Origin of the sequence: Clostridium gasigenes (assembly GCF_017348895.1) — a bacterium.
Classification (GTDB): domain Bacteria; phylum Bacillota; class Clostridia; order Clostridiales; family Clostridiaceae; genus Clostridium; species Clostridium gasigenes.
On the sequence record NZ_CP071376.1, the window covers coordinates 1,853,459 to 1,874,739 of the forward strand.

General features: G+C 27.5%; 19 protein-coding genes. 14 read left to right on the forward strand and 5 right to left on the reverse strand.

Annotated features, from left to right (window positions below; genetic code table 11):
- Nucleotide 1 precedes the first annotated feature (1 nt).
- From J1C67_RS08830 to J1C67_RS08850, 5 genes are all read left to right on the forward strand, one after another.
- The gene (locus J1C67_RS08830) at nucleotides 2-2,713 is read left to right on the forward strand and encodes a collagen binding domain-containing protein (protein WP_167867697.1); all 2,712 of its coding nucleotides are present in this window, start codon (nucleotides 2-4) and stop codon (nucleotides 2,711-2,713) included.
- A gap of 227 nt (nucleotides 2,714-2,940) precedes the next feature.
- On the forward strand, nucleotides 2,941-3,123 hold the full coding sequence (locus J1C67_RS08835; RefSeq protein WP_089966808.1) for a ferredoxin: 183 nt from the start codon (nucleotides 2,941-2,943) through the stop codon (nucleotides 3,121-3,123).
- Nucleotides 3,124-3,386: 263 nt separating this feature from the next.
- Entirely contained in the window at nucleotides 3,387-3,626 is a 240-nt protein-coding gene (locus J1C67_RS08840) for a hypothetical protein (protein ID WP_089966807.1), read from the forward strand.
- A gap of 208 nt (nucleotides 3,627-3,834) precedes the next feature.
- The gene (locus J1C67_RS08845) at nucleotides 3,835-4,584 is read left to right on the forward strand and encodes an MBL fold metallo-hydrolase (protein WP_167867556.1); all 750 of its coding nucleotides are present in this window, start codon (nucleotides 3,835-3,837) and stop codon (nucleotides 4,582-4,584) included.
- A gap of 36 nt (nucleotides 4,585-4,620) precedes the next feature.
- On the forward strand, nucleotides 4,621-5,067 hold the full coding sequence (locus J1C67_RS08850) for a MarR family winged helix-turn-helix transcriptional regulator (protein WP_089966803.1): 447 nt from the start codon (nucleotides 4,621-4,623) through the stop codon (nucleotides 5,065-5,067).
- 225 nt (nucleotides 5,068-5,292) lie between these two features.
- On the opposite strand, the gene J1C67_RS08855 is transcribed toward J1C67_RS08850, so the two are convergent.
- Complete coding sequence (locus tag J1C67_RS08855) at nucleotides 5,293-6,663, reverse strand: DUF2334 domain-containing protein (protein ID WP_167867555.1); 1,371 nt, start codon at nucleotides 6,661-6,663, stop codon at nucleotides 5,293-5,295.
- A gap of 711 nt (nucleotides 6,664-7,374) precedes the next feature.
- Between J1C67_RS08855 and murQ the strand changes: the two genes are divergently transcribed.
- From murQ to J1C67_RS08895, 8 genes are all read left to right on the forward strand, one after another.
- Complete coding sequence (gene murQ, locus J1C67_RS08860; protein ID WP_089966797.1) at nucleotides 7,375-8,280, forward strand: N-acetylmuramic acid 6-phosphate etherase; 906 nt, start codon at nucleotides 7,375-7,377, stop codon at nucleotides 8,278-8,280.
- A gap of 65 nt (nucleotides 8,281-8,345) precedes the next feature.
- Nucleotides 8,346-9,707 (forward strand): PTS transporter subunit EIIC, encoded by a 1,362-nt coding sequence (locus J1C67_RS08865; protein ID WP_089966795.1) that lies wholly within the window; start codon nucleotides 8,346-8,348, stop codon nucleotides 9,705-9,707.
- A 216-nt stretch (nucleotides 9,708-9,923) separates the two neighbouring features.
- Nucleotides 9,924-10,997, forward strand: a complete 1,074-nt coding sequence (locus tag J1C67_RS08870) for a MupG family TIM beta-alpha barrel fold protein (protein WP_167867554.1) — start codon at nucleotides 9,924-9,926, stop codon at nucleotides 10,995-10,997.
- Nucleotides 10,998-11,018: 21 nt separating this feature from the next.
- A complete protein-coding gene (locus J1C67_RS08875; protein WP_167867553.1) occupies nucleotides 11,019-11,864 on the forward strand; it encodes a MurR/RpiR family transcriptional regulator in 846 nt (281 codons plus the stop codon).
- A 185-nt stretch (nucleotides 11,865-12,049) separates the two neighbouring features.
- Complete coding sequence (locus tag J1C67_RS08880; RefSeq protein WP_167867552.1) at nucleotides 12,050-12,901, forward strand: leucine-rich repeat domain-containing protein; 852 nt, start codon at nucleotides 12,050-12,052, stop codon at nucleotides 12,899-12,901.
- A 121-nt stretch (nucleotides 12,902-13,022) separates the two neighbouring features.
- Complete coding sequence (locus J1C67_RS08885) at nucleotides 13,023-14,963, forward strand: BglG family transcription antiterminator (RefSeq protein WP_167867551.1); 1,941 nt, start codon at nucleotides 13,023-13,025, stop codon at nucleotides 14,961-14,963.
- Between the two features lie 57 nt (nucleotides 14,964-15,020).
- Nucleotides 15,021-16,436 carry a PTS fructose transporter subunit IIC gene (locus J1C67_RS08890; protein WP_167867550.1) on the forward strand — a complete coding sequence of 472 codons (1,416 nt, stop codon included), beginning with the start codon at nucleotides 15,021-15,023 and terminating at the stop codon, nucleotides 16,434-16,436.
- A 59-nt stretch (nucleotides 16,437-16,495) separates the two neighbouring features.
- Nucleotides 16,496-16,945: a PTS sugar transporter subunit IIA gene (locus J1C67_RS08895; RefSeq protein WP_167867549.1), complete on the forward strand. Its 450-nt coding sequence runs from the start codon at nucleotides 16,496-16,498 to the stop codon at nucleotides 16,943-16,945.
- A gap of 131 nt (nucleotides 16,946-17,076) precedes the next feature.
- On the opposite strand, the gene J1C67_RS08900 is transcribed toward J1C67_RS08895, so the two are convergent.
- The 4 genes from J1C67_RS08900 to J1C67_RS08915 all read right to left on the reverse strand — a co-directional run bounded on the left by J1C67_RS08900 (nucleotide 17,077) and on the right by J1C67_RS08915 (nucleotide 19,764).
- On the reverse strand, nucleotides 17,077-17,379 hold the full coding sequence (locus tag J1C67_RS08900) for a hypothetical protein (RefSeq protein ID WP_167867548.1): 303 nt from the start codon (nucleotides 17,377-17,379) through the stop codon (nucleotides 17,077-17,079).
- A 467-nt stretch (nucleotides 17,380-17,846) separates the two neighbouring features.
- The gene (locus J1C67_RS08905) at nucleotides 17,847-18,149 is read right to left on the reverse strand and encodes a hypothetical protein (RefSeq protein ID WP_167867547.1); all 303 of its coding nucleotides are present in this window, start codon (nucleotides 18,147-18,149) and stop codon (nucleotides 17,847-17,849) included.
- A gap of 36 nt (nucleotides 18,150-18,185) precedes the next feature.
- Nucleotides 18,186-18,635: a helix-turn-helix transcriptional regulator gene (locus tag J1C67_RS08910; protein ID WP_167867546.1), complete on the reverse strand. Its 450-nt coding sequence runs from the start codon at nucleotides 18,633-18,635 to the stop codon at nucleotides 18,186-18,188.
- A 415-nt stretch (nucleotides 18,636-19,050) separates the two neighbouring features.
- Complete coding sequence (locus tag J1C67_RS08915; RefSeq protein WP_167867545.1) at nucleotides 19,051-19,764, reverse strand: hypothetical protein; 714 nt, start codon at nucleotides 19,762-19,764, stop codon at nucleotides 19,051-19,053.
- Nucleotides 19,765-20,136: 372 nt separating this feature from the next.
- On the opposite strand from J1C67_RS08915, the gene J1C67_RS08920 reads away from it, so the two are divergent.
- Nucleotides 20,137-21,129, forward strand: a complete 993-nt coding sequence (locus J1C67_RS08920; RefSeq protein WP_167867544.1) for a LacI family DNA-binding transcriptional regulator — start codon at nucleotides 20,137-20,139, stop codon at nucleotides 21,127-21,129.
- Nucleotides 21,130-21,281: the final 152 nt, after the last annotated feature.

Here is a 21,281-nt window from a genome sequence, read left to right on the forward strand (position 1 = left end):
GATGATAAAGAAAAGTTTAAAGAAATCAGTAGTATTATTAGCAGTAGTGAGTGTAATATTAATTAATGCTTTAGCAATTCCAGTATCGGCATTTACAAGTTCTGTATTAGACGTAAAGGTATTATTAGATAAAAATACTTATAGTGATGGGGAAGAGATTAGCTTTATGGTAGAATATAAGGTTAAAGGTAATATAGGAAATATAAAGGAAAATGATAGTTTAGTATTTAAATTGCCGGAGGAATTTAAAAATTTAAAATTAATATATCCAAAAGAACATTTTAAGGATATGAAAACTGAAGGTGATATAACAACATTAACATTTGGAGAGAATGCTTATAAGGCTGTACAAGGATATATAAAAATTAAAGCTTTAGTATCTAAGGGTGGAACTGAAGAAAAAAAAACAATAGAAGTTCAGGTTAATGGAAAATTAATAACTAGCGTTGATATTGTATTAAAGCCAACGGAACCAATAATAGTGGACCCCGTAAAACCAAGTGTAATTGTAGATCGAGAGTTACTTAAGGATATAGATGGTCATGTAGGATTTGATAATGATGGAAATACTATAGGTGAAGTTAGCGGTCAAATAGTAGGGAAAATAAAACAGTATACTATATATGTAAATGAAAAATATAGTAACTTAGGTAAAGCAAGAATAATTGATAATATGCCAGATGGTATGGAATTAATTACTGAGTCAATAAAAATAATTAAAGTTGATAGAGAAAATAAACAAATAGATATTACCAATGATGGTATGGTTAGTAAAAATAATAAGGTGTTGGATATACAATTAGGTGATATTAATTGTAAATATATTATTAGTTATGAATCGAAAATAACTAAAGAGCTACTTAAATATATGAACACTGCTGTTCTTTATAAAGATAATACAAGTATTAAAAGTACTGTTGTATTAAATAAGGTAGTTGGTGAGGAAAATGTCCTATCTAAAAGTAGTTATGCTGATAAAGGTAAAGATAAAGATGGTGGAATTATAAATGTTACTTCAATTGGCCAGGTGGTAAAATATAGGATTGATGTTAATGAGAGTGGATCATCTTTACAGAATGTTATATTAGAAGATATTATTCCTAAGGGAATGGAAGTTAATAAGGAAAGTATTAATATTGGTACGTATGATTTGAATAGAAATTTCAATTGGATAACAGAGAAAATGAAAAATAAAATAAGTGTAGAAAATGGCAAAATAATAATAAACTTTGGAGATATTACAGAGCATTATGTTATTAGTTATGAAATGAAAGTAGTTTCAAGAGAACTGAATTATGAAAACAAAGCAAAACTTAAATATAACAATAAAATATCAGATGTTGGAGACATTATAAAATATGACAGAACAGCAGGCGCTATTAATGCTGAAAAGAGTGTAGATAAAAAAGAAATTAAGCACTCAGAAGATCAAAAAGCAATATATTCTATAGTTTTTGATTGCTTTGGTTTATTTGATAAAGATTATTTAACTGTAACAGATGATATTGATAAAAGGTTAGAAATATTAAATATAGAAGCACCAGAAGGTTTTACTACTAGCATAGATAAAAACACAAATATAGTGAGAATTATTAATGATAAAAGATCGTTATTATATGGAGAGCGTATTGAGATAAAAATATATGTAGATTTTAAGAATGTAGAAGATGGAACAATAGTTAGAAATATTGCTAAAATTAATGATATACCAACAAATGAAGTTAGCACAGCTAAAGGGTTCAAATTTGAAGCTAAAAAAATAGATAAAAATGATAAGAATAAGGTGCTAGAAGGTGCTAGGTTTATATTGAAAGATAAGGATAAGAATACTATTAAAGAAATAGTAAGTGATAATAATGGTATGATAAGATCTTATTTGGAAGAACTTGGAATATATTATCTGCAAGAGATTGAAGCTCCTAAAGGTTATAAAATAGATCGAAAAGAACATAGATTTGAAATTTTAAAAGATGATATAGGAAAAGTAATAAAATTAAAAGATATTGAAAATGAAGTTCCAATAATTAATTATAGTGAAATAGAAGAAGTAGTAAAGGAAGAAACAACAGAGGAATTAACTGATCCGGAAATAAAAGAAGAAAAAATAGACCCAACTAAAGAAGGCGAAGTAGTTGTAAAACCAGAAATAATAAAACCACAAATATTAGTTAATGAAATAGAAGAAGAAGTAAAAGAGGAAACAACAGAGGAATTAACTGGTGAGGAAATAAGACCAGAAAAAGTAGAACAAACTAAAGAAGAGGACGTATTAGTAAAAGCAGAAATAATAAAACCTCAAATATTAGTTAATGAAATAGAAGAAGAAGTGAAAGAAGAAACAACAACGGAATTAACTGGTGAGGAAATAAAACCAGAAAAAATAGACCCAACTAAAGAAGAGGACGTATTAGTAAAAGCAGAAATAATAAAACCTCAAATATTAGTTAATGAAATAGAAGAAGAAGTGAAAGAAGAAACAATAACGGAATTAACTAGTGAGGAAATAAAAGCAGAAAAAATAGAACCAACTAAAGAAGAGGAAGTATTGGTAAGCCCAGAAATAATAAAATCACAAATATTAGTTGAAGAAAAACAAGAAGAAAAAACAAAAATTAATATTCCTAATACTGGAGATTCATCAATGTTAGGTTATATAGGAGTTTTATTAATCGGAATAGTATCGTTGATAATATTCAATAAAAAAAGGAAATAGTAAATATAAAAATACCTCTAGACTAAAAAACCTTAGTCTAGAGGTATTTTTTCTAAAATAACAGTTAATTTTAATAGGAGTTCAGTACCACTAGTAAAAAGAGTGGATAACTAAAATAATACATTATAATATTAGAATAGATAATAATGTTTAAAAAGTATTGACAAATAATCATTATTGATTGATAATACATTTATACTCAATATAAATTACAGGGGGAATAAAAGATGAAAGCATTTGTAGACGAGAACGTTTGTATATCATGTGGATTATGTGAAGGAACATGTTCAGAAGTATTTTCTTTAGATACAGGAGTTGCAGTAGCTGGAGAAGTTGTTGCAGGAACAGAAGATTCAGTTAGAGAAGCCTGCGAGGGATGTCCAGTAGAAGCTATTTCAATTGAAGAATAATAGTTAAATAAAAAATAGATATTATTTACCGTACACCTTTTGGTGTGCGGTTTTTTGAAATATAAATTAATATACTCTATAAATAGTCTTAAATTTTAATTTGTTAGTAATAAAATATTATTAAATGCAAATAATATAAAGGAGTTAAAAAAATACACCAACGGCGGGCAGGGCCACTAGTGAAATATTTTAACTAGTTATTTTTAAAAGATGCTCAAGTTTGTAGAATTTAGGATATAAACTATTAGATATGGAGGAAAAAAATGAAAAAAATAATATTGTCATTAACTTTAATAGGAGCTTTAGCTATGACCCCATCAGTAATATGTAGTACAAATATCGATAATCCAAACGATAATGTTCAATACAAGAAAACATCAATTGAAGAAAATACAGAGACATCAATATTAGTAGAAGATACATTAGAATCTAAATGCCATTGTGAAGACGAAGATTGTCAAAAAGAAAATAAAAAAATTGAGAATATAGATAAGGAAAATTAAACGTAAAGGAGGTTAGATTATATTATCTAGTCTCTTTTTTATGTACATATATTAATGGGAAAACATAGGATTAATAAAAATGCGAAAATATTAAATTTTAATATATAAATAAACTATTGACAAGAAAAACAAATTTAGTTAATATAATCGTATAAGATTAATCGTAAGCGATTGAAAATTAAAAATAAAAGTATTGGAGGATTTTAAAATGAAAATAGTATCATTAGAGTTTTATGAGAAAGGATATATGAAAGAGGGGTTTGCATTTGGAGGGTCTGTTGAAAAAGAAAAGATAGATGAAGATAAACTTTATGAATCTAGCCTGCAAAGTTATCTAATAGATACAGGAGATGAGGTTATACTAGTAGATACGGGGTTACCTATGGAAATGAAAGATATGGAAGAAAAACCGGGACAAATGATATATGCTGGTAAAAAGATTAATAATTTTGTTGATGCATTAAAACAGGCCGGATATAAAGTAGAAGATATAGATAAAGTTGTAGTTACACATAAACATCCAGACCATAGTGGAGAACTTAGATTATTTAATAATGCAAAAATTTATATATCGCAAATAGAAGCTGATGCTATGAATTTAAATGGAGACAATATAGTTAGAGTTAATTTTAAAGATGGAGAATATAAGAATTTTAAAAAGAGTGAAAAAATAGCTGACAATGTATTTATGTTGCCTGCTTATGGACACACAAAGGGAAACTCCATAGTAGTAGCAGAATTTGATGGATTACAGTATATGTTTCATGGAGATGTAACTTATACAGATGAAGCACTAAGACAAAATGTACTTTCAGTGGTATTTGAAGATAAAGATTTAGCTATAGAAACTTTAAATAAAATTAGAGAATTTATTAAAATGAATAATACTGTTTACTTATCAACTCACAGCCCAGAAGGTATAAAGTCATTAAAAGAAAAAATAATTATGAAATTATAATATTATAAATTTATAATTATAATAGGAGTAAGTATTATGAATGATTATTTAAAATTAGAAAATCAGCTTTGTTTTAAAGTGTATTCTATATCAAAAAGTATAGTTAGAATATATGGCCCATTGCTAAAGGATATTAAATTAACATATCCACAATATTTGACTATGATGGTTCTATGGGAAAATAAGAAAATATCTTTTAAAGATTTAAGTTATAAATTGAAAATGAAGACAGGCACATTGACCCCTATTGTGACTAAGTTAGAGGGTTATGGGTATATAGATAAAATTAAAGATGAAAAAGATGATAGAAAAATATATATAGTTATTACTAAAAATGGTATAGAGCTTGAAGAAAAAGCTAAAGATATTCCTGGAAGGTTAGCGTGTAGCATAGGATTAGAATTAGATGAATACTCGAAGTATATGAAAGACTTCGAAGACTTGTTAAAAAGATTAGATAATATAGAGAAATATGTTGAATAAGTGAGCTAAAAAAACTAGTCAGATTCTCGTGTATTTTATTTTAGATCACTAATATAACTTTTTGAAGATTGCTAAATATATATAAGCCATGCTTTTAAAAAAAGCATGGCTTATATATATTTAGATACTAGTGTAAGGATAGGGGTATCTAAAAAAATAATAAGCTAATATATAATCGCCTTAACTTGGTATTTTTTCAAATACTTAACGTGAACTATTCTAGAGTTATAAATCATCTATACTTTTAAATCTATAGCCTAATACATCAATACAAGAGACTATTTTTTTAAGGATAGAATTTTCATCATAAGTAGAATTAATGGTTCCATCTTCACTTAATGATACATGTACGCTATCAATTTCAATGCTTGGATGATAGAATAAACTTAACTCTGTATCTGAATTTTTAGATTCAATATTTTTAATCATAGTATCTACATCGTTATCCTTAATATAACTTAAAGGAGTAGGAATAAATTTAGTAAGACCATTTTTTTTGCTAGTAATTATATTTTTGTTATACTTTTCTATGGATGGCTCGTAAAGTATTTTAAAATATTCTTCAAATATTAATTGTTGCTCACGATTTGTACGGTAGTGTGGTGTTTCCCAACCGGATGGAGGAATATTCACCTTAGTTGCAAGAGTTATAGCAGACTCCAATCTTTCTCTAATTTCTTTTTCAGTATTATACCCTTTTTCACCAAATTCAGAACCTGAAATGCTGTTAGCATCGCCATATTGATGAGTGTAACCATGAAGGACTATACTCCCACCCCTATTAATTGAATGATCCAGAGTAAATATGAAATTAGCATTGGCAAATGAATTATCTTCTGAAACATCGTTATCGATATGTAATGTATTATTAATATATCTTGGAACCCATGCTACACTAAAATTTTGCGATTCCTCATACATATAATCCGTTATTATCCTTAATTTTTCCAAAGTATCTTGTTGAGTATATACATCTCCTGCCGCAACATCCTCAAATCTAATATAAGCGTCTTTTTTATGCTTCTTTTTAGGTTTGCGTAAAGTATCGGAATTGGGAACATTGGTTTTATTGATATAAATATTGTTATTCTTATAACTCCAATAAGTAGATAGATTTAAAATCTCACATATATCAGAAAAAGAGATGTAATATTCACTATCTATAAATGGAAGATCGCCTCTTAATGAAATAGTTTTATCATCTTTTTTGTAATTTTTATCGGATATATTCAAAATTACATCGTTAGATATCTGAATTTCTTCATCGTTTATTAGAATATCTTCTCCAAAGAATTTTGAAAATTCAGTTATAGGAACGTAATATCTGTTATATTTGTGTAATAATTTATTGCTTAAATTTAATTTGGTTTTATTAAAATATAAATTAACTTCATATGGAACATCCGTTAATAAATTTGAATCGTCATTGATTGTTGTCTCTGTCTTAATATTGTTTAAAAATTTACCACCTTCAGTATTTTCATATTTTAAAATTAATTTATTATGTATTAGTGGTGAGATTCCAGGGCAAATTAATAAAGTAATTCCAAAACAAATAATAAGTATTAATGAAAGTATTATAAAAATTTTTTTCATTTTTTCATCTCCTAAAAGTAAGGGATTCTTAAAAAATATACTAGCGTATTGAATCGTTATTTTAAAAAGAATGCCGTATGCTATTTATAATTTTAAATACTAAAAATCCTATTATGCCACATAATGTATTTTTAATTACTCAGTCTATGTTAACTTATCTTAAATTTCCTAATAAAAGCAATAAATACTAAAGAAAATCTATTAATATAGATACTGAAAAACATAGAATTAGTATTGATTTAATATTTCTAAATTTATTGAAAATTATAGGCACAATAATTGCCAGAGGAGCTAAAAGCAATAAACCTTCAACTATATTTATTATTTATATATTGGTTGTATTAATATTAAAAAATAAATACATATCAATTATACACAAAATAATCGCAAATTAATAGATAATATTACTATTATTCAATTAATAGGGAATTTATGGTTTGAAAAAGTTCTTTTATTAAGAATAATAGTGGTTAGAGAAGGATAACTTTTAGCTATTTATGAAATAACGTTTCATAAAATAAAAAAATACTTGAAATATAATTTTAAATATGTTATTATAAATTCAACAGATGAAAACGTAGTCATAGAATTTAAGTAAACGTAGACATTAAATAATAATAAACAAGGTAATGGAGCTGAAAGAAAATAAAACAGAATCTGATTAGTTATTCTTTGAAGCCCCTAATATAAAAGAAAGCGGAGGAAAATAAAATGGATAGATTAAACTTAGGTAAATTAACTACAGAGAGTAGAAACCAAAATACTTTAGATATAGATAAAATTTCAACTATTGAAATGGTTAAGAAAATTAATAATGAGGACAAGAAGGTGGCAGAAGCTGTTGAAAGGGAACTTCCTCAAATTGCAGAAGCTATAGATGGTATTGTTGAAAGAATGCACAAAGGTGGAAGATTAATTTACATAGGAGCTGGTACTTCCGGTAGACTTGGAATATTAGACGCATCAGAGTGTCCACCAACTTATGGAGTTTCAGAAGACCTGATTCAAGGTATTATAGCTGGAGGTCAAGAAGCAATTTTCAGAGCTAAAGAAGGTGCAGAAGATTCAAGGGAACTTGCAGTTTCGGGTTTAAAAGAAAGAAAATTAACTGCAAATGATACAGTAGTTGGGCTTGCAGCATCAGGGAGAACACCTTATGTTATTGGCGGACTTCAATATGCAAATGAAATAGGAGCTTTAACAATTTCAGTTACGTGTAATGCGGATTCAGCTGTTTCAAAAGAAGCAAAAATATCAATAGCGCCTGTAGTTGGGGCAGAAGTAATAACTGGGTCTACTAGATTAAAATCAGGAACAGCTCAAAAATTAGTTTTAAATATGTTATCTACAGGAAGCATGATAAAACTTGGTAAAGTTTATGGGAACTTAATGGTAGATGTAAGATCAACAAATGAAAAATTAGTTGAGAGAGCTAAAAAAATAGTAGCTGAAGCAACAGGAGTAACTATAAATGAAGCTGCTGAAGTTTTAAGTAAAACAGAATTTGATGTAAAGCTTGCTATATTCATGATTTTATCAAAACTTGAAAAAGAAGAAGCAGGATTTAAATTAAAAGAAAGTAAAGGTTATATCGCTGAAGCTTTAAAAAATCTTTAATAAGTAGATAAATAAACAATATATATTATAGTAAGTAAAAAATAAAAAATAAGGAGGACATTATAATGACAAATCAAGAAATTGCAAAAAGATTAGTTGAATTAGTTGGTGGGAAAGAAAATATAAAATCAGCAACGAACTGTATGACTCGCTGTAGATTAGAACTTAATGATTACTCAAAAGCAGATATAGTTGCAATAAAAAAATCAGAGGGAGCTTTAGGTGTTGTAGAAAATAAAGGCCAATTACAGGTTATTTATGGACCAGGAAAGGTAAATAAAGTAACCGAAGAATTAAAGAAACTAATAGGGAAAAATGTTTTACTTGGAGAAGAAGCAGTACGTGAAACTAAAGCTAAATTAAAAGAAAAAAATGATACCAAGTTTAAGAACGCTCTTAAAAAAATAGGGAATATATTTATCCCGTTAATACCTTTATTTGTAGCAAGTGGACTTGTACTTGCTGTAAATAATATAGCCGGTGTGTATTTTGGAGATGTATATAAGTCTACAACATCAGCACTAATTATAGGACTTATAGGTAATGGTGTATTCTCGATTTTATCAATTTTAGTTGGGGTTAACGCAGCTAAGGAGTTTGGTTCACAAATGCCTATGATGGGTGGTGTTCTTGGTGGTATTTTGTCATCAGCATCACTTGCTAAAATAACTCTTTTTGGAGTAGCATTAACTCCAGGTAGAGGTGGAATTATATCAGTAATACTAGTAGTACTACTAGCTTGCTATGTTGAAAAGATTTGTAGAAGCTTTGTACCAGATGTTTTAGATTTATTTGTAACACCATTAGTTACACTTACAGTTTCAGTACTTGCGGCGTTATTTATACTTCAACCAGCAGGTGGATTTATATCAGATTCAATAGGATTATTAGTGGCTCAAACAATAGCATCAGATAATATGATAGTTTCTGTTATATCAGGAACAATATCAGGAGCATTATTCCTACCACTAGTTATGACAGGAATGCATCAAGCATTAACACCAATACATGCAGATTTAATAGCTAATGTTGGGTTTACAGTATTACTCCCAATACTTGCAACAGCTGGTATGGCTCAAGTTGGAGCTACTATCGCAGTATTAAGGACAACAAAGAATGAACGTTTAAAGAAAATGGCTAAAAATGGTTTGATACCGGGGTTCTTAGGAATAGGTGAACCTTTAATATACGGAGTAACTCTGCCACTTGGAAGACCTTTCCTTGGAGCTTGTTTAGGAGCTGGAGTTGGTGGAGCTGTAATGGCATTCTTTAAAGTTGGAGCAGTTGCACTTGGAGTATCTGGATTACCACTTGCATTATTAATTGCAGATGGAAAGATGCTAGTATTCTTAGTAGGAGTTTTAACATCATATATAGCTGGATACTTCTTCACAAAAATGCTTGGATTTGAAGATCCAGTAGAATAATATTATAGTAGAAATTTCATAAAAAAGGGTGGTAAGTACATTAAATTTAATGTTAATTATCACTCTTTTTTAAAAGTATAATGTATGTTAAATAATAGTTGCAAAAGGGAACTTGAAAAAATAACTAGTTATAATCTTTGACTAGTGGCCCTGCCCGCCGTTGGTGTATTTTCTTTCATATCCCTAAGGCATAATAAAAAAATGGAGGGAAATATTATGAGTTTTGGATTTTCAGTTTATTTTGGTTTAGATAATACAAAAGAGGAAAACATAAAGCTATTAAATGATGCACATAAATTAGGATATACAAGAATATTTACTTCGTTACATATTCCCGAGGCTAATTATGATGTGTTAAAGGCTGAAGTAAGAGGATTTTTTAAATTAGCTAAAGAATATGATATGGATATAATAAGTGATATATCTCCAAATACTTTTAAATTTTTAGATTTAAAAAACATGGATTTAAAAGGATTAAGAGATATGGGTGTTAAAACAATAAGAATAGATTTTGGTTATACAGAAGAAGAAATATCACAAATGAGTAAAAATGATTATGGAATACAAATTCAATTAAATGCATCTACAATAACAGAAGAATTTTTTGAAAAGTTAGATAAACTTTCACCAAATTATAATAATATAGATTCACTTCATAATTTCTATCCAAGAATAGGAACCGGAATTTCAGAGGAGTGTATGATACAAAAGAATAATATGTTAAATGAAAGAGGAATAAAAATATGTGCTTTTGTTCAATCTAATAATAGAAGAAGAAGTCCTATGAAAGATGGGTTGCCAACACTTGAAGATCATAGAGGAATGGAAGTGAGAGAGGCTGCAAATCATTTGTTTGCTATTGGAAATGGATCAGTATTTATTGGAGATTCTCTTCCAAGTGAAAAAGAATTAAAAGATTTATCATCATTAAAACAAGATGGTGTAGAATTAAGAGTAGATATAAAAGTAGAAGATGAGGTTTGTTTAAGATTACTTAAAGAAATTTATAGCTCAAGACCAGATAATGCAAGAGATGCAATAAGGGCTAGTGAAAGTAGATTAATTCTTAATGGTGATAAAATAAAACCTACTAATATAGTAGATAAAAAATATGGTGATGTAACAATAGATAATGAAGGATATACTAGATATGAAGGGGAACTTCAAATTCTAATAAGTGACCAAAAAGCTGATAAGAGAATAAATAATGTAGCATCCGTTTTACATAAAGACTTTTATCTATTAAAATATATAAATAACGGTAAAAAGTTTTATTTTAGACAAACTTAAATATAATTAGGGTGTGATTACATGAATGTTTTAGATTACATAAGACAGAACTATGAAAATTTTACAGATGGAGAAAAACTAATAGCAGATTATTTACTTTCAAATAAAGAAAGCATAATAAATTTATCAGCAAAGGAAATTGGTGATATAACAAATACTTCAGCAGCAACAGTAGTTAGATTCTCTAAAAAGGTAGGATTTAATAGCTTAAATGAAATGAAGTTTAAATTATCTATAAATTTAAATGATAACGAGGAAAATCCAAAATTTGAATACTTAGATAAAGATTTAAAAACTAGAGATATAATTTATGGAATAAAAAATTCAATTGATGTTGTTATGGAAAAAACAGTTAAGTTAATAAAAGAAGAAGACCTTGAAAAAGCTATAGAGTTACTTATTAATGCTAAAGATATATATATTTATAGTGTAGGAGTATCAGGACTTGTAGGGTTAGATTTTTATTATAAACTAAGTAGGATAAATAGAAGATGTATAGCGCATACAGATACACATCTTCAAATAACTTCATCTATATTAATGCAACCGGGGGATGTTGCAATAGCAATTTCATACTCTGGTAGTACAAGAGAAGTTATTAAATGTGTAGAAAATGCTAAGAAACTTAAAATACCAGTAATATCTATTACAAAAGCAAGTATGAATAATAAACTTGAAAACCTGTCAGATATAACTTTAAAAATACCTTTTGTAGAAAAGTCATTAAGAGAAGGGGCTATGAGCTCAAGAATATCTCAACTTGCAATTATAGATATGCTATTTATAGGAATGGTAAAAAATAATATTAAAGAAGTAGAAGAAAAGCTTATTATCACAAGAGAAGCAGTCCAGGAACTTAAACTTTAGGAAGTGATTTTGTATGTATCAGAAGTAGAATCAATTTTATGATTCTGTTTCTGATACATTTTTCATTTGAACATATCTAAGTAAGGCTATAATAAAAGTATAAACTATATTAGGCATTTAAAAAAAGTAGATATCATATTAGCTTGCTATTTTTTGAAGATGTTTTATTAAAAAGGAGATTTAGTATGAAATTAAATTTTAATAATTTAGGATTAGAAGAAGTGCCTAATTTGAGAGAATTCGGTAGAGACATAGAGGATATAACTTTTTATAACAATAGAATAAAGGATATTCCAGAGATGATTTTTGATTTAAGTAATTTAACAGTACTTAATATATCAGCTAATAATATAGAAATTATACCTAGGAGTATTTCGAAATTGAAGAAACTTAGAAGTATTGATTTTGGACACAATAAAATAAAAGACATACCTAAAGAAATTGGAAACTTAAAAAGGTTAGACCAATATCTTTATATTCATAACAATCAAATTGAAGTGTTAGAGGATGAGATATGTAATTTTTATCTATTAAGATATTTAAACGTAAGTAATAACTTTTTAAGGGAATTACCTTTAAACATTGGTGGGTTGAAGAGTTTAGTTGAACTTAGGGCAATAGATAATAGTATTTTCAAATTACCTGAATCTATATGTGATCTACACAGTTTAAGAGAACTTCATTTAAAGGAAAATAAAATAGAACAATTACCAGAAAATATTGGTGAGTTGAAATTCCTACGTGTATTTGATATAAGCGAAAATAAATTATTAGAAATTCCAAAGTCTATTGGCAAGTGTATTAATTTAAGGCGTTTAAATTTTAGAAATAACAATATAAAAGAACTACCAAAGGAGATTGGTAATCTAAAAAAATTATTGGAGATAGATTTAAGAGGAAATAAAATTAAGGAACTTCCAAAATCAATATTAAATATAGAAGGTCTAGAAAGACTAGATTTACGATGGAATAGTGAACTTGAGGACGTAAATTGGTTAGAACAATTAGAAAATAAAGGATGCATTGTATATAAATAATAATAAAGATAAATATAAATTGAGTAAAATTGGAAACGATATATTATTTCCTTTGATAGAGGAAATAATAGAACTATGAATAGGTTTTCAAAAAATCTATAATAAAGTCAAGGTGATGGAAATGATAAATGATTTAAGGCTTCAGAAAATAATAAAAATATTATCGGAAAGCAGTAAGGTAGTTACAGGAGATCAATTGTGTACTACAGTAGGTGTTTCATCAAGAACTATAAGGAGTGATATAAAAGAATTAAATAATATTTTTAAAAATCATGGTGCTGTTATTTTATCCGAAAAAGGAAAAGGATATATATTAGAAATTACCGATATGGAAAAATTTAAAGATATATATAGTGATGAAAAGAAAAAAGATAACTATATAAATCTTACGGCAGAAGGTAGAGCAGAATATATAATTATGAGGCTTCTACTAAATGAAATAAAAAATATAGATGCAATTACTCAAATAGATTTAGCAGATGAATTATTCATAAGTTTATCAACCTTAAAAAATGATATTAAACTTGCAAAAACAAATTTACAGCCTAAGGGCAGAGGATCAAATGTTACATTAGATATTGAAAAACATGCTAATAAGGGAATTAAAGTTACTGGCAAGGAAGATTCTTTAAGATGTTGTATAACTGAAAAATTAAATTTTTCAAATAAAATATTCTTAGAAAAGTTTGAAGAAATATTAAAAGATTCTTTAGGACTTAAAAATTTATCCGAATTAGAGGAAATTATAAAAGATAATATTGTAAAGTTTAAATTAAGATTATCTGATATAGCGCTTAAAGACTTAAGGTCATATGTAGCAGTAATGTTAGTTAGAAACAAGAGTGGTAACAATTTAATTTATACAGAAGCTATGACTAATGATTTAAAAAAAGAATCGAAAATGGATATAGCAAAAAGTATATGTAGTGATCTTATGAAAAAATTAAATGTAGAAATAAATGAAACAGAAGTTTGTTATGTAACTAAACATATAATTGCAAGTAGCTCAATTGGAACTGATATAGATGAGGAAAACAGCAAATTAACAGAAACAATTTTAATAGCTGTTAAAGAAAACTTTAATGTGGATTTAACCTCAGATAAAGTACTAAGGGAATTTTTGGGGGCTCATTTAAAAGCTGCTATAAATAGAGCGAAGTACGGTGTGAAAATGGAAAATAGTATGCTAGGGATTATAAAAAATAATTATCCATTTGCTTTTGAAATAGGAGTTTTATCAAATAATATCATTAAAAGAGAATATGGACTTGATTTAAGTGAAGATGATATAGGATTCTTATCTTTACATTTTGCAGCTTCGATTGAGAGGATAAAACAAGAGGAAATAGGAACGGTAAAAAAAGTAATCATAGTTTGTACTACAGGAATTGGAACATCATTATTACTTAAGGTAAAACTTGAGCAACATTTTAAAGGAAGATTAACTATAGTAGATACAATTTCATGGTATGAATTTAATGAGGTATTATTACAAAGTGTTGATTTTATAATAACTACAATTCCTTTAAAGGCAGAATCTGAAAAGGTTATATATGTTAAAAACCTATTAGATAAGGATGAAATTAAAAAAATAGAGGAAAATTTGAAAAATAATAACTATAAAGAAAATGGACTTGTTAGTAAGTTGAAAAAGGAACTGTTTTTTAAAGATGTAGAAGCATCTACAAGAGAAGAATTGTTAGAAAAGCTTACAGAGGAGTTAATAGATAAAAAATATATAACTAAGGCTGTGAAGAAAGAAATTTTTTCAAGAGAAAAGCTAGCTAGTACTGAAATTGGAAATCTAGTAGCCATACCTCATACAAGTCATAAGGATTTGAAGGAATCATTTATATCAGTAGCTATACTTAAAAAAGGGATTACGTGGCATAAAGAAAAGGTACAAGTGGTTTTAATTATATGTATAGCAAAAGAAGACCAACATGAATGGAAATCAAATTTAGAACAATTATATAAAAGTATTATAGAATTAGATGTTGTTTTAGAGATTATAAAAAGTAGTGATTTTGAAGATTTTAAAAAAATAATATATAAATTTTAATGTAAGACACCTCAAAAAATAACATTTTGAAGATGTCTAAACAAGGGGGAAATAATAATGAAATTATTAGCAATAACATCATGTCCAGTAGGGATTGCACACACTTATATAGCAGCACAAAAATTAAATAAAATGGCAGGCAAAATGGGAGTAGAAATTAAGGTTGAAACTCAAGGATCATCAGGTGCTGAAAATGTTATAACAGAAGAGGATATAAAAGAAGCTGATGGGATAATAATAGCAGCAGATAAATCTGTTAACTTAGATAGATTTCAAGGACTGGCAATATTTGAATGTCCAGTTAGTAGAGCAATAAAGGAACCGGATGTATTAATTCAAATGTTCTTAGATGGAAAAGTAGAAAAGAAAGATTCAAAGAAACTTAAAAGTGTTACTGAAGCAAAAAAAGAAATGAAGTTAAAACAACCAGCATTCTACAAGCATTTAATGGGTGGAGTTTCTTACATGATTCCAGTTGTAGTTGTTGCAGGGTTATTAATAGCACTTGCATTAGCTTTTGGAGGAGAACCAACTGCTAAAGGTCTTGTAATACCAGATGGCTCATTCTGGAAGAAGATTGAAATGATTGGAGGAGCTGGATTTGGATTTATGGTACCAGTGCTTTCTGGGTTCATAGCTTACTCAATAGCTGATAGACCAGGTCTTGTGCCGGGGATGATTGGTGGATATATAGCAGCAAACGGATCTTTCTATGGATCACAAGCAAATGCTGGGTTCTTAGGTGGAATAGTAACAGGTTTCTTAGCTGGTTATATAGCTAAATTCTTAAAAGATATTAAAGTACCAAGTTTAATTAAACCAATAATGCCAATAATAATAATACCAATAATATCAACACTTGTAACTGGACTTGCGTTTATATATGTTCTAGGTGGACCGATAACAGCAGTGTTTGAGGGATTAACATCATTCTTAGCAGGATTATCAGGAACAAGTTCAATAGTTCTTGCTACTATATTAGGTGCAATGATTGCATTTGATATGGGCGGACCAGTAAATAAAGTTGCATTCTTATTTGGTGTTTCAATGATAACTCAAGGTAACCCAGAAATAATGGGACCGATAGCAGCAGCAATAGCAATACCTCCAATCGGAATGGGGATTGCAACATTCTTAAGAAAGAAGTATTATAGTGAAGATGAAATAGATGCAGGAAAAGCAGCATTTGCAATGGGTCTTTGTGGAATAACTGAAGGTGCAATCCCATTTGCTTCAGTAGATCCTATAAGAGTTATACCTTCATTAATGGTAGGATCAATAGTTGGTGCTAACATTGCAATGGCAGGTAATGTTGCAGATAGAGTTCCACATGGTGGACCAATAGTTGCATTAATGGGTGGAATTGATGGAGTAATAATGTTCTTAATAGCAATAGCCGTTGGATCAATGGTAAGTGCAATAATGGTTAACTACTTAAAGGGATTAAGATTTAGAAAAGAACAAGTAAAATAATAATATTTAAAAAAATAAAGAGACAATATAAAAAATAGATTTGAAAGAGGTTGATTGGAATGAACGATAAATTATTTGATGTAAAATATGTAGATTTAAACGTAGTAACAACTGAAAAGTTCGCTACAATAAAGCACCTAGCAAACCTAATGGAAGAAAGACTTGTAGATGTAGATAAATACGTAGAAGACGTTAAAACTAGAGAAGCAATGTCAACAACCGGAATAGGGGATGGTGTGGCTATACCTCATGCAAAATCATCTTGGGTTAAAAAACCAACAGTAGTAGTAGGGAAAAGTTTAAAAGGAATAGAATGGGAAAGCTTAGATGATGAGCCAGTTCACATGGTATTTTTAATAGCTGTGCCAGAAGGGAATGGAAATGAACACTTAAAAATACTTCAAATGTTAGCAGTAAGTATAATGGATGATGATTTTAAGGAAGAACTAGAAAATGCAACAGATGAAAAAGTTATAGAAAAACTTTTATTAGATAGAACAAATAACTAAAACTGATTACTTATTACAAGTAAATTAATACCTATAGGTTATACACTTAAAAAAGTGTTTACCTATAGGTATTTTATTTATTTGGACATGACTTAGTTAAATTATTTTATGGTAACTTATTATATAAAATATTAAAATTGTGTACATGTTAAAGTTAGAATTGATATCATAAATATACAAGCAATAGATAAATTTCTTCCAGTTTTAGCTAGATAATCATTCTTATATTTATGTCCTATAAATACTGCTATAAAAAATAGAATTATTGAAATAATCTTAATTGGTAAGGATATTCCTAGTATACTTAAGATGTGATCACCTATATATTTCCCTGCGATATAAGTGAATGAAAACATCATAGAAAATATAGAAATTATCAAAGCCGAAGTTCCTATACCATATTTTTTGATGCTAATATTACTTGGTTTATCCATGATAAATCCTCCTTATTTTGACTAAATATTATTAATTTAAATAATCTTGTTAATTAATAATATAACATATTTTACTTATATTGTATTGTTAAATTTACATTATAGGTTAGAATAAGAGTTATTCAAAAGAGGTTAAGGAAGAAATATTAAAAGCGGTCAATGAAATTTTAGAGGATTCAGAAGACTTAGAGTTTTTGTAACAGGTTTTAATGTAGATGCTAATTTATGCAAGAGTAGCAGCTGTAGGAATTGGGAGTTTGGATATATGGAACAACTAAATATATAAGGATGTACAATGACAGAAATGTGGGCTAAAGGAAAAAAAAATTTTCTATACTTATTTTATAGTATTTGGATATAGAGACTAATAGAAATTTACAGAAAGGTAGAGTAAGAAAATGAGAATAAAAAAATATCGCAAATTCATTTATGAATAATGCAATATTTAAATATGCTATTTATTTTTATTAATTCGGAGTATGAATATTGTGCATTAAATTTTTCAATGCAATCCATATAGTACCATTATCCAATCCAACTACAATACCTAATGCAAACATAGATATTGAAATAATTCCATATATAATTGATAGTATTTTAGTTACCATTAACCTTGTTTTCAAATCACCTATTTCTCTACTACCAATGTATACTAAAGGTAATATTGCTATTGTCGCCAGTGTCCATGACATAGGATGCCTTAATGCTATAACCCCACAATAGATTAATATTACTGATATAGCACCATAAATAATTTTATCATTTTTCATATAAACCCCTCCTTGAATTATATTTTTTCTGTATCTTTAATCAGAAAGTTCATTAAATCTTTTGTTTATATATTCCAATTCAAAGGAATAACTCACTCTTCGATTATTACTATCTAAAATTCTATAATGATTTGATATTACATTTTGTTGAATTGTATAACAATTTTTAGCCTGAATATCCTTCCACCAAATCTTTCCTCCAAGTGTTGGAGTGTATTTAGTATCATCATTTTCAAATACCAAAGATCTTATTATGTCCTCTATATCACCTCCAAAAGTTAATTCTAATATTTCACTATCCTTAAAGATAACACATACTGCAATAGCAACTGCCCAACCTAAACTACATCTTTCTTTTTCAACTTGTATTAATGTTTTTTTTGATATTGCAAGTATCTCTGCCATTTTGTTTTGTGTATATCCTTTTTCAATTCTTATAAGTTTAACTTTTTCGTCAACTTTTTTTATAAATTCATTTCTTGTCATAAAAATTCCACCCTTTAATTATCATTTACTTATAAATATATATAAGTAAAAGTATCCTTATAGTGTAAATTTACACTATGAGGATACTTTTGTCAATTCTTTTTTGATAATTAATATAATATTGATTTTAAAGATAATTTTATTTTTTTAATCGGAATATTAACAGAGTGTTACTTGTTAATATTAGGAGTTGTTTTTAATGTAAATTTTTAAAGCTTTGATTAGAAGTATTAATACATATAACCCTAAGACTGAAACAGATAAAATCAAAATAATATTTATAAGGCCCCATATAGATGCCAAGAACATATTATCATCTCCTTTACTTATAATTACTATATAACGAATAATTTAATACAATTATATACTGTTTTTAACATAAATTGTATTTTGTTTTTGATATTTAGTAATCTTATCATTTAGTATTTAGCAATATATTTCGTATTTTATCAGTATAAATTTTATCTAAATGTTCAGTGCAGTATTCAAAGTTATCTATGCTTGATACTTTTGGAATATCCATGTTTACATATTCTTTATCAAGATTCTCAAGGATAAAGCGGTAGTCAATATCATTAGCAGTAGACCCTACCTCATTTAAATCAATTTTAGTGCCATCTTTTAATTCTATTATGTAATAAAAATCGCCTTTTGAATGTGTAAAAGGTAAATATCGTTTTTTGCCGTATACTCCTGTATAAATTTTTACAATATCATTATATTCATATTCTTTTCCAGTTGGTGATAAAAATGTATAGTCTATTATTTTATTATTGGTTATAACAGTAACATTAAAGAGAATAGCGTATGTTAGAATTATATTAAATATTACAAAGGTAAAGATAATAGCGGTTTTATAATTTTTGATAAAGTCTTTTGAAAAATTAATAAGGATAAATAAAAGTTCTCTATAATTCTTATTAACAAAATAAAGAAGTGCAATTATAATATATAGTTCATAAATAAAGATTAATCTAGAAATAGGGAATTTGAAAATCCATAGTATATAATCTTCAGGTAAAAATAACTTTGATTGAACAAAGCTTAGCAATATAAAAAAGACTATAGAGAATATAATTATAAAAATTAATGAAAGGATCCAAATGAAAATTATTTTTAATGTTTTCAAAGTAGCAACTTCTTATGGACAAAAAAGACAACTAGTGTTAGCAGCACTAGTTGTCCATTTTTTTAATACTCCCGACTTGGTCGGTTCCCGTTGAGTAATCTAAGCATATCACATAAGAATAATTAAGTAAATAATTACCTATAGTTCAATAAAAAAATATTTATGAAAAAATAAGTAAATAAAAACATAGCTTTATTAGAAAAATTTTACGAAAATATATTTAGATATTATTTTAGTAAAAGTTTACTAAAATAATTGACTTTTTTAATATATTAATAGTATTATTTATATTAAGGTATTAAAAAAATAGCCTTAAACACTGAATAGATATTTTAAATATACCTACAAAGAATATTATTTAAGGAGAAAAATATGGCTACTATAAAAGATATTGCAAGCATTGTAGGAGTTTCAGCTTCTACAGTATCTAGAATTTTAAATTATGATGATACTTTAAATGTTTTAGATGAAACTAAAGTACGGATATTTGAGGTGGCTAAGGAGTTAGATTATGTATCTGTTAGAAATAGAAAGAAAAGTAAAATTAAAAATATAGGGATTGTACAATGGCAAACTCAGTCTCAAGAATGTGAAGATCCTTACTATGTAACTATAAAACTTGCTGTAGAAAAAAAGTTGATTTTAGATTTTATAAATATAGTGAGAATTCATGAGTATAAGAGTTTAGAGTCAATAGATATTCTTGATGGAATAATAGCTATAGGTAAGTTCGGTGATGAAGAAATTTGTGGCTTAAGCAAACTAACTGATAATTTAATTTTTGTAGATTCATCTCCAGAACATAATAAATATGATTCAGTAGTTGTTGATTTTAGAAAGGCAGTTAATGAAAGTTTAGACTACTTAATAAGCCTTGGCCATGAAAAAATAGGATATATTGGTGGCGAAGAATTTTACAGAAATGGTGAGCCTAGCAAGGTGGATCCAAGAGAAGTGGCTTTTAAGGAGTATATGATAAATAGAGGAATATATAATGAAGAATATGTTAGGATTGGTAGCTTTTCAATTAAAGATGGACACGATTTAATGAGAGATATTATTAAAAATTCAGAAGAATTACCAACTGCCTTTTTACTCGGAAGTGATACTATGGCGGTGGGAGCATATAATGCTCTTTCTAAAGAAGGGATGTCTATTCCAGAAGATGTTAGTGTGATTTCCTTTAATGATATTCCATCTTCGAAATATTTAGTTCCATCATTGACAACTAGTAAAGTATATACTGAATATATGGGGGAAGCCGCAGTTGATTTATTGATGGAAAACTTTAATTGTGAAAGGGAATATAGAAAAAAAGTTATTATAGATACTGTTTTGAAAATAAGAAAAAGTTGCTGTAGTTGATCTTTAAAAAATAACAAGTCATAGTATTTGACTTGTTATTTTTTTGCCCCTAAATGTGAACTGTGGCTTGAGAAAAAGGTGAAAAGTAAGTGAAATGTTGGTTGCCTGTTTCTTTATTATATATTTAGTAAATATTATTGAATAAAATATAA